Source organism: Stenotrophomonas sp. DR822 (assembly GCF_019793815.1).
In the GTDB taxonomy this organism is placed as follows: domain Bacteria; phylum Pseudomonadota; class Gammaproteobacteria; order Xanthomonadales; family Xanthomonadaceae; genus Stenotrophomonas; species Stenotrophomonas indicatrix.
The window spans coordinates 204,830-212,469 of record NZ_CP081826.1; the positions used below are offsets into that span (position 1 = coordinate 204,830).

The following is a 7,640-nucleotide window of genomic DNA, read 5'->3' on the forward strand; positions in this document are numbered from 1 at the left end:
GCCGTATAGTGCATCCATGAGCGCTGTCGTCCGTCCTTCCCTGTTTTCCCCGTACCGCTGGCTGTCGCCGTCGCTGTTCGACTTCTGGGCGGGCCAGCTGAATCCGTTGTGGACCCTGCGTGAGCCGATGGCCCGCCTGGTACGGCGCGAGCCGGCCGGCGAGGGCGCCGCTACCCTGGTCCTGCGCTGCAACCGGCACTGGGCCGGGATGCGCGCCGGCCAGCACGTCACCTTGGGCGTCGAGCTTGAGGGGCGTGTATTGCGCCGCAGCTACAGCCCGACCCGCCTGGGCCGTCGTGAGCTGGCCATTACCGTCAAGGCGGTGGAAGGCGGCAAGGTCAGCCAGCATCTGGTCGCGCATGCCAAGCCGGGCGACCTGTTCCGGCTGGATGCGGCCTTCGGTGATTTCCACATGCCCGCCGCAGCGCCGGTGCTTCTGCTGGCGGCCGGCAGCGGCATCACGCCCATGCGCAGCCTGCTGCGCGACGCCTGCCAGCGCCCGCTGGCGGCGCCGGTCGACCTGTTCTACTGGGAACGCAGCGCTGCGGCGTTCCAGTTCCGTGATGAGCTGCAGGCGCTGGCCGCAGCGAACCCGAACCTGCGCGTGCATCTGCTGACCACCCGCGAAGGCGAGGTGCCGGCCGCGCGCATCGACAGCCACACGTTGGCCGTTGCCGGTGACGATACCCCGCTGGCGCAACGCCATGTGCTGGCCTGTGGCCCCGATGGCTTCGTTGCCGCTGCGCGCACGCGGCTGGCGCAGCAGGTGGCCGGTTTCCAGGCTGAAGCCTTTACGCCGCCTGCGGCACTCAGTGATGCCGACAGCCTGGGGGAGGTCGCATTGACCCTGGCCCGCAGCGGCCGGCGGCTGATCGTGCCGCGTGGCCGCTCGCTGCTGGAAAGCCTGGAGGCGCAGGGCATCGCGCCCAAGCACGGCTGCCGCATGGGCATCTGCAACAGCTGTACCTGTGAACGCGTCAGTGGCACCACCCGCCACCTGCGCACCGGTGACACCCAGTCCGAAACGGCCGTGCCGGTGCGGATCTGCGTGAGCGCGCCGACCACCGACCTGACCCTGGATCTCTGAGGACTCCGCTGCCATGACCCGCGCTACCGACCGTGCCCTGAGCCCTGCCGAGATGCAGACGTTTGGTGAGGAACTCGATGCGATCCGCGACCGTGTGATCGGCAGCCTCGGCGCCTCCGACACCCGTTACATCCGCCGCGTCGCAGCGGCTGTGCGCTGGTCCGGCGTGCTTGGCCGCAGCCTGCTGTTCCTGGGCGCGTTCTCTCCGTTGTTCTGGGCGCCGCTGCTGTGGCCGGCCTGCATCGCCGGCACGCTGCTGCTGGCGCTGGCCAAGATCCTGGAAAACATGGAACTGGGCCACAACGTGATGCACGGCCAGTACGACTGGACCGGCGATCCCAAGCTCAACGGCAACACCTACGAATGGGACATCGTTGCCACCGCCGACAACTGGCGCAAGACCCATAATTTCCGCCACCACACCTACACCAACGTGCGTGGCATGGACGATGACATCGGCTATGGCCTGCTGCGCATCTTCCCGGAACAGCGCTGGAAGCCGTTCTACCTGCTGCAGCCGATCATCGCCCCGATCTTCGCGCTGCTGTTCCAGTGGGGCGTGGCGGCGCAGGACCTGCGCCTGGGGCGCTGGTTCAAGGGCCGCATCAGCAGCCGTGCGATGTGGCTGCAGACCCGTCCAGTGGCCCGCAAGATGATCCGCCAGGTGCTGAAGGACTACGTGTTCTTCCCGCTGCTGGCCGGTCCGTTCTTCCTGCCGGTGATGCTGGGCAACATGGTGGCCAACGGCCTGCGCAACATCTGGACCTACGTGATCATCTTCTGCGGCCACTTCACCGCCGAATCGGAAACCTTCCCGAAGGAATGCCTGCGCAATGAATCGCGTGGCCACTGGTACCTGCGCCAGCTGCGCGGTTCGTCCAACATCAGCGGCGGTTTCGTGATCAACGTGCTGTCGGGCAACCTCAGCCACCAGATCGAGCACCACTTCTACCCGGACCTGCCGGCCAACCGCTATGCGGCCATCGCCAAGGAAGTGAAGGACATCTGCCGGCGCTACGGCCAGCACTACAACAACGGCTCGCTGCCGCGGCAGTTCACCCAGGTGGTCTGGCGCATCCTGCGCCACGCGTTCCCGAGCAAGCCGCGCCGCCTGCCGATGCCGGACATCATGCCGGCACCGGCGTCGGCCAACGCCGGCTGAGTCTTCAGCCGGCCTTCGCCAACAGCGCAGGCGAATCGCGATCGAGCCTGCGCAGGAACACCTGCATTTCCCTGCGGGCCTGCTGGTCGCCCTTGCTGCCGGCCACGCTGAGCCCGCGCTGCCACGCTTCGCGCGCCGCCTGCGGCTGGCCACCAGCCAGCCAGGCCTTGCCCAGCAGCTTCCACGCCGCCGAATAGTCCGGGTCCAGCACCACGCAGCGGCCCAGATGGGTGGCTGCGCGCACCGGGTCGCCGGCATCCAGCCAGCTCTTGCCCAGGCCAAAGCGCAGCAGTGCGCTGTCCTTGCCGGCGGCAAGCATCCTCTCCAGCGTTTCGATGTCCATCAGCGCACCTCCAGCAGGGTTTCCACCGGTCCCGCCTGGAAGCGGCCGCGATGGAACAGCAGCGGTGCACCGCCTGCTTCCTGCACATCGACAATGCGCCCGGCCAGCAACAGGTGATCGCCGACCGGCCACTGCGCGTGGCGGGTGCAGGTGAGATGGATCACGGCACCGGCGATACGCGGTGGCGCATCTTCGCCGTCGTCCAGCAAGGGCACATCGGTGAATCGATGGCGCACCTGCGGATCGGCGAATCGGCGCGCCAGGGCTTCCTGGCCAGCGCCGAGCACGCTGATCGCAAAGCGGGTGGCGCGCTGGAACATGGACAGGCTCTGCGCATGCAGGGCGAGGTTCCACAGCACCAGTGGCGGCTGCAGCGAGATCGGCACGAACGAGTTGATGGTCAGCCCCTGCGGTTTTCCCTGTGCGTCGCGGGCGCAGACGATCGCCACGCCGGTAGGGAAATGGCCGAGCAACCGCCGCAGCGCACGCGGTGGCAGGCTGACCGATGGCACCGGTGCCGGAGCGGGGAACACCCCCGCCCACGGCCCGGCGTATGCACCGGAGTCCGCGTTCATGCGGCCCTGGCCTGGCGGTAGCGCCGGCCGACCTCGGCCCAGTTGATGAGGTTGAAGAACGCGCCGATGTAGTCCGGGCGACGGTTCTGGTAATGCAGGTAGTAGGCGTGTTCCCAGACATCCAGGGCAAGGATCGGGGTGTTGCCGGAGGCGCCCACCGCCGCGCCCATCAGCGGGCTGTCCTGGTTGGCGCTGCTCTCGACCTGCAGGCGGCCCTGGTGATCGACGGTGAGCCACGCCCAGCCGCTGCCGAAACGGGTCTGCGCCGCTTTGCTGAATGCCTCCTTGAAGGCGTCGTAGCCACCGAGGTCGCGATCGATGGCCGCGGCAAGCTCGTCATCGGCGGTGCCGCCATTGGCGCTGAGCACGGTCCAGAACAGGCTGTGGTTGGCGTGGCCGCCGCCGTTGTTGCGCACTGCACCGCGGATCGATTCGGGCAGGGCGTCGAGGTCGGCGATCAGGATTTCCACCGGCTGTGCCGGCAGGCCCGCCTGTTCCAGCGCGGCATTGAGGTTGTTGACGTAGGCCTGGTGATGCTTGCTGTGATGGATTTCCATCGTGCGCGCATCGAAGTGCGGCTCGAGGGCGTCGTAGGCATAGGGGAGGGCGGGAAGCGAGTACGGCATCGGGACAGTCTCCGTGGGGAAGGCCAGGGGTATGGTCGTGGGGAGACTGTTATCGCACCTCAACATTGGTTGAGGTCAAGCGGGGTGATGAAAAGAGGGCGCTGCCGGCGCGTTGACTGTCCCGGGATCGCGTGGGCGGATCGGCCCATGCAGGACAGGTCCACGCGCCGGCGCGGAGGCGACGTCAAAGGCGAGAGCAGAAGCAGCAGGGTAGTGCCGGCCACTGGCCGGCAGCGGGTTATGGTCGGGGCTGCCGGCCAGCGGTCGGCACTACCGCCATCCGTCGAATCCTGCGTCTGGCGTCAGCTCAACCATTCCTTGCAGCCGCTATCAACCTGCTCACCACAGGCCGCCTGCATCCGCTGCTGCAGCCGCGCCAGCGTGTCCGCACCCTTGTGCTTGGCGCTCCACGCCTGCAGCTGTCCGGCCAGCCGTTCGAAGCGCTGACGCGTGCGCTGGTGGTAGCCGGACGGCTGCTTGTCCAGCTCGGCGATCAAGGCCTCGGTGGCCTGCTCGATACGCGGTGCATCATCGGGTGCCAGCCGCAGCAGGCCTTCCACGTACAGCACGCCCCACTGCACGCGCGTGGCAGGGCCCTGCGCGCCTTCATAGGCACGCTTCAGCCATTCCAGGGCGCCGGCGGTATCACCACGCTGCTCGGCCAGTTCGGCCAGCTCCGGCATGTAGTAGTAAGGCTGCTCGCTGCGCTTCAGCTCTGCCAGCAGCAAGGCCTCGGCGCCTGCATCATCATCGACCTGACGCAGCGCGTAGACGGCACTGCTGATGGTGGCCTGGCGCGCGTGTGCATCGGTGGCTGCGGCATCGGCGGCGGCCACGCGCTGCTTTACGCGCTGCACCAGTGCTGCCGACAGCGGGCCTTCAGGCTGCTGCTGGCGTGCCAGCGCCAACTCGGTCAACGCACGTGACAAGGCATCGTCTGCGCGATCACCACGCGCGGCGTCGGCACGTTCCAGCGCGACCAGCAACTGCTGGCCAAGGGCATTGCTGCTGGCCGGACCAGCGCTGGCCTGCTTGACCAGCCCGGCGCCGGCATACCCCAGCAACTCGCGGTTGCGACGTACCTCCGCCGGTTGTGCCAGCACCGCCTGCAACAGTTCGCGTACCTGGGTGGGCGCTGCCGTCGGTTTCTCGGCGGTAGCCAAGGCGAGCAGCGCGAAGCGACGCTGCAGCGCAGGCTCGGGTGCGGCCTTGGCCAGCTGCTGCAGCACGTCCTGGGCGCTGCGCTTGCCAGCCAGGCGGTTGGCATCCACCTCCCAGCCGTAATCGCCCAGTACCTGCCAGTCTTCGGCGCCAAGCGTGGCCGGCGTCGCCAGCGCGGTCGCAAGTGTTTCGGCGACAGCGCTGCGGCGGCTGGCGGCGACGGTCAGGGCCCGGGTCAGTTCGGCCGCGTCGTTGCCGCCGGCCACGCGGGTGATTTCGTTGCGCTGCGGGTCGAGCACGATCAGGGTTGGATAGCCGCGCACGCCGAAGCGTTCGCCCCATGCCTGCGCGCCTTCTTCGTCGCCGTCCAGGTAGACCGGCACGAATTTGCCGGTCAGTGCGATGAAGGCCGGATCCTTGAACAGCCCCGCCTTGAGCTGGTTGCACGGCGGGCACCACACCGCGCCCCAGTACAGCAGCACCGGCTTGCCACTCTCGGCGGCTTCGTTGAAGGCATCATCCACGTCGCCCTGGCGCCAGGCGATGGCGGAGGCCGGGGCGGTCGATGCCGCCTTCGCCGTCGGTACCGGCGCGGACGCGGGGGAGCAGGCGCTCAGGGCCGAGGCCAACAGCAACAGGGAAAGCGCGACGCGCATCGGCAGCATCTCAAAGGGCAGGGTGGTGGGCCATTGTAGGAACCGTCGGGGTGCTGGCTGATGCAGTTTGCTTATGTCGCACGCGCAGCACGGCATGTGGGCGGGGTATCAGTGCGGACCAGGGGGCGCAGCCACCGCAGCGGGCACCGCCAACACCAGCGGCTGGTAGATCAGGCCGTGGTACTCGCCGACGTCGCCATCCAGCACGAACCCATAGTGTTCGTAGGCCGGCACCGCGTTGAGCGAGGCGCGCACGGTCATCTGCGGGCCGCGTACCTGCGGCAGCACCGACTGCAGCAGGGCACGACCGATGCCTTGCCCCTGCAGCTTCGGCGCGACGAACAGCATCGCCAGGTGCTGGCCCGCCTTCAGTTCCACCACGCCGACCACACGGCCCTCCTGTTCGGCCACCAGGATGTGGTTGTCACCCTGCAGGCGCTCGGCGAACGCGCTGGCTGCGGCCACGTTGCCGAAGGTGGCGATGCCCTCGGCGGTAAGCATGGGCGCAACGGCTGCAGTGAAGGCCGCCATGCACACCGCGCTGATCGCGGGCAGGTCATCGACGTGGGCGGGACGGATCCTGGGCATGCGCTGTACTTCCTGTTGTGGGACGCCATCAATGCCCCACGCTAAGCTGGCGGCATGACTGATTTCAATCCTGCCCATGCACGTCTGTTTCCAGAGCAGGGCTTGAGCCTTGGCCTGATGACGCCGGTGGCCGCACGCGGCCTGGCCGATCCGCATGAGGCGCGCCGCGTCGCGCGGCTGGCCGACGATCTGGGTTTTGCCGCGTTGTGGACCCGCGATGTGCCGCTGATGGTGCCGCAGGGGCCGGATGCGACCGCCAGTGCGCTGGATGATCCGTTCCTGTGGCTGGGGATGCTGGCCGCGGCGACCGAGCGCATCGTGATCGGCACTGCGGCCATCGTGCTGCCGTTGCGGCAACCGCTGCAGGTGGCGAAATCGGCGCTGACGCTGGACCGGATCAGCGGTGGACGCTTCGTGCTGGGGCTGGGCTCGGGTGATCGACCAGAAGAGTTCTCGGCCTTCGGCGAGGACCTACAGGGCAGGGCGGGCACCTTCCGCGAGCGCTGGTCGCTGCTGCGTGCGGCGCTGTCCCCCGAACCCTCCGAGCGCGCGCCGGTGTTGCAGGCAACCGGTGGATACGACGTACTTCCCGCGCCGGCAAGGCGCATTCCGATGCTGGTGGTAGGTACTGCGCGGCAGAGCCTGCAGTGGATCGCACGCGAGGCCGAAGGCTGGGCGACCTATCACCGCGAAGAGACCGCGCAGGAAGGGCGCATCGGTCTGTGGCAGCAGGCGCTGGCCCAGAGCGGCGGCGCGCCCAAGCCATTCGTGCAGTCGATGCTGCTGGACCTGCAGGCCGATCCAACTGCGCCGGCGGAGCCGCTGCCGCTGGGCCTGAAGGTGGGCCGCGATGGCCTGCGCGGGTACCTGCAACGCGTACGCGCGCAGGGCGTGGCGCATGTGATGTTCAATCTGGTGGACAACGGCCGGCCGGTGGACGACGTACTGGGCGAGATCGGCGAGCACGTCCTGCCCGATACGCTTCGGTAGGTGTCTACCTTGTGGACACAGCTCTACCGTTCGCCGGGCATGGCCCGGCGCTACCCTCGGTGTTCGGATCGTTCGCATCTGCGTATCATTCGCATTTGATATCCAGCGCTGGAGCCCTGCGTGACCCACCGTAACCCGCTGCACCCGACCGGGCGCCTGTTCGCCGTCGTCGCCTTCATCGAGGCCATCACCTGGGCCGGGCTGCTGGCCGGCATGTGGCTCAAGTACGGCCCACAGGCCAACGTGGCGCTGGTGAAGCTGTTCGGGCCCTTGCATGGCGTGGCGTTCCTGGTCTACGTGGCGGTGACTCTGTTTGCGGCGTTGCGCCTGCGCTGGCCATGGTGGGCAACGGGGATGGCGTTGCTGGCTGCGATTCCGCCGCTGGTGACCCTGCCGCTGGAGTGGTGGTTCAAGCGTCGCGGCCTGCTGTCGGTGCGCGCAGGGCAGTGATG

Annotated in this window: 9 protein-coding genes; 4 read left to right on the forward strand and 5 right to left on the reverse strand. The window is 68.2% G+C overall.

Annotated elements, in window-relative coordinates; all coding sequences use genetic code 11:
* Positions 1-16 precede the first annotated feature (16 nt).
* Positions 17-1,087, forward strand: a complete 1,071-nt coding sequence (locus K5K93_RS01015; protein WP_051584920.1) for a ferredoxin reductase — start codon at positions 17-19, stop codon at positions 1,085-1,087.
* A 13-nt stretch (positions 1,088-1,100) separates the two neighbouring features.
* On the forward strand, positions 1,101-2,249 hold the full coding sequence (locus K5K93_RS01020; RefSeq protein WP_100465628.1) for an acyl-CoA desaturase: 1,149 nt from the start codon (positions 1,101-1,103) through the stop codon (positions 2,247-2,249).
* Positions 2,250-2,253: 4 nt separating this feature from the next.
* On the opposite strand, the gene K5K93_RS01025 is transcribed toward K5K93_RS01020, so the two are convergent.
* From K5K93_RS01025 to K5K93_RS01045, 5 genes are all read right to left on the reverse strand, one after another.
* Entirely contained in the window at positions 2,254-2,592 is a 339-nt protein-coding gene (locus tag K5K93_RS01025; RefSeq protein ID WP_222389223.1) for a tetratricopeptide repeat protein, read from the reverse strand.
* Entirely contained in the window at positions 2,592-3,167 is a 576-nt protein-coding gene (locus K5K93_RS01030; RefSeq protein WP_222389224.1) for a flavin reductase family protein, read from the reverse strand. The genes K5K93_RS01025 and K5K93_RS01030 overlap by 1 nt, the downstream gene beginning before the upstream one ends.
* Positions 3,164-3,793, reverse strand: coding sequence for a superoxide dismutase (locus K5K93_RS01035; protein WP_222389226.1), 630 nt, complete (start codon positions 3,791-3,793; stop codon positions 3,164-3,166). The genes K5K93_RS01030 and K5K93_RS01035 overlap by 4 nt, the downstream gene beginning before the upstream one ends.
* Positions 3,794-4,095: 302 nt before the next feature.
* Positions 4,096-5,619, reverse strand: coding sequence for a thioredoxin family protein (locus tag K5K93_RS01040; RefSeq protein ID WP_222389228.1), 1,524 nt, complete (start codon positions 5,617-5,619; stop codon positions 4,096-4,098).
* A gap of 99 nt (positions 5,620-5,718) precedes the next feature.
* Positions 5,719-6,198, reverse strand: coding sequence for a GNAT family N-acetyltransferase (locus tag K5K93_RS01045; protein WP_222389229.1), 480 nt, complete (start codon positions 6,196-6,198; stop codon positions 5,719-5,721).
* Positions 6,199-6,252: 54 nt separating this feature from the next.
* Between K5K93_RS01045 and K5K93_RS01050 the strand changes: the two genes are divergently transcribed.
* A complete protein-coding gene (locus K5K93_RS01050; protein WP_222389230.1) occupies positions 6,253-7,188 on the forward strand; it encodes a TIGR03571 family LLM class oxidoreductase in 936 nt (311 codons plus the stop codon).
* A 120-nt stretch (positions 7,189-7,308) separates the two neighbouring features.
* Positions 7,309-7,638, forward strand: coding sequence for a DUF3817 domain-containing protein (locus K5K93_RS01055; RefSeq protein ID WP_261311897.1), 330 nt, complete (start codon positions 7,309-7,311; stop codon positions 7,636-7,638).
* The last annotated feature ends 2 nt before the right edge of the window (positions 7,639-7,640 follow it).